The organism is Flavobacterium sp. UBA4854 (genome assembly GCF_002399805.1).
Taxonomy (GTDB): domain Bacteria; phylum Bacteroidota; class Bacteroidia; order Flavobacteriales; family Flavobacteriaceae; genus Flavobacterium; species Flavobacterium ginsengisoli.
Window position 1 is genome coordinate 3,662 of the sequence record NZ_DHEI01000134.1, and the last position, 1,503, is coordinate 5,164.

Sequence of the window (1,503 nt, forward strand, 5' to 3'; positions counted from 1 at the left end):
TTAGCTGAAGCTAATAAATTACAATTGGGAACAATGGAAACGGCAAATCACCGTACCGTAAATCAAATGATTATTGGAAGCGTGGTTACAACTTGCCAATTGCAAATGGGAATGACGGAATTGAAACCAGGAAGTGTTTGGAATACAATGCCAGCTCACGTTCACGATCGCAGAATGGAAGTGTATTTCTATTTGGATATTCCAGAAAATCAGGCAGTTTGTCATTTTATGGGACAGCCGCAGGAAACAAGACATATCTGGATGAACAATCATCAGGCAGTAATTTCTCCGCCTTGGTCTATTCACTCAGGTTCTGGAACTAGCAATTATACTTTTATCTGGGGAATGGCTGGTGAAAACTTAGATTACGGAGATATGGATGTTTGTAAAATCACTGATTTAAGATAAGATGACAAATTTGTTTGATATAAAAGGAAAAGTTGCCCTTATCACAGGAAGCACACACGGACTGGGAATGGCAATGGCAAAAGGATTAGGTCAGGCGGGTGCAACAATTGTTGTGAACGGAAATTCTTCTCAAGAAAAAATTGATCATGCTGTAGCAGAATTAAAAAGCGAAGGAATCAATGCGGTTGGTTACAAATTTAATGTAACAGAAGAGCAAGAAGTAAAAGCTGCAGTTGTGAAAATTGAAAGTGAAGTTGGTCCAATCGATATCTTAATCAATAATGCTGGAATTATTAAAAGAATTCCGCTTCTGGATATGGAAGTGTCAGATTTCAGAGAAGTTGTTGATATAGATTTAGTAAGTCCGTTTATTGTTTCCAAGCATGTTGCAAAAGGAATGATCGAAAGAAGGCAAGGAAAAATCATCAACATCTGTTCTATGATGAGTGAATTGGGACGAAATACAGTTTCTGCTTATGCTGCTGCAAAAGGAGGTTTGAAAATGCTGACTAAAAACATGGCGACAGAATGGGCAAAATACAATGTTCAGATTAACGGAATCGGTCCTGGATATTTTGCAACAGAACAGACAAAACCAATTAGAGTTGACGGACATCCGTTTAATGATTTTATTATTAGCAGAACACCAGCGGCAAAATGGGGAGATCCAAGCGATTTGGCTGGAGCGGCGATATTTTTATCGTCTAATGCAAGTGATTTTGTAAACGGTCACATCTTGTATGTTGACGGTGGAATCCTTGCTACAATAGGAAAACCTTCAAACGAAGAATAATTTTCAAATTATATTTTAAAAGACATGAGCCAGAAATTCATACACGATAATTTTTTATTAGAAAATAAATATGCTGAAGAGTTATACCACAATTACTCTAAAAATCAGCCGATTATTGACTATCATAATCACTTAAATCCGCAGTTTATTGCAGAGGATAAAATCTTCGATAATATTACGCAAGTTTGGATTAATGGTGATCACTACAAATGGCGTGCAATGCGTACCTTGGGAATCAACGAACAGTTTGTAACAGGAAATGGTTCGGATAAAGATAAGTTCTTAAACTGGGGAAAAACAGT

3 protein-coding genes are annotated in these 1,503 nt (G+C 37.0%); all 3 read left to right on the forward strand.

What is annotated here, in order from left to right:
- Window positions 1–408: 5-dehydro-4-deoxy-D-glucuronate isomerase (gene kduI / locus B3J44_RS19600; protein ID WP_286970911.1), on the forward strand; the 408-nt coding region annotated here is incomplete at its 5' end.
- Window position 409: 1 nt separating this feature from the next.
- Window positions 410–1,201 (forward strand): gluconate 5-dehydrogenase, encoded by a 792-nt coding sequence (locus B3J44_RS19605; RefSeq protein ID WP_286970913.1) that lies wholly within the window; start codon window positions 410–412, stop codon window positions 1,199–1,201.
- A gap of 24 nt (window positions 1,202–1,225) precedes the next feature.
- Window positions 1,226–1,503, forward strand: a 278-nt coding sequence (locus B3J44_RS19610; RefSeq protein WP_286970940.1) for a glucuronate isomerase, incomplete at its 3' end; no start/stop codon positions are given.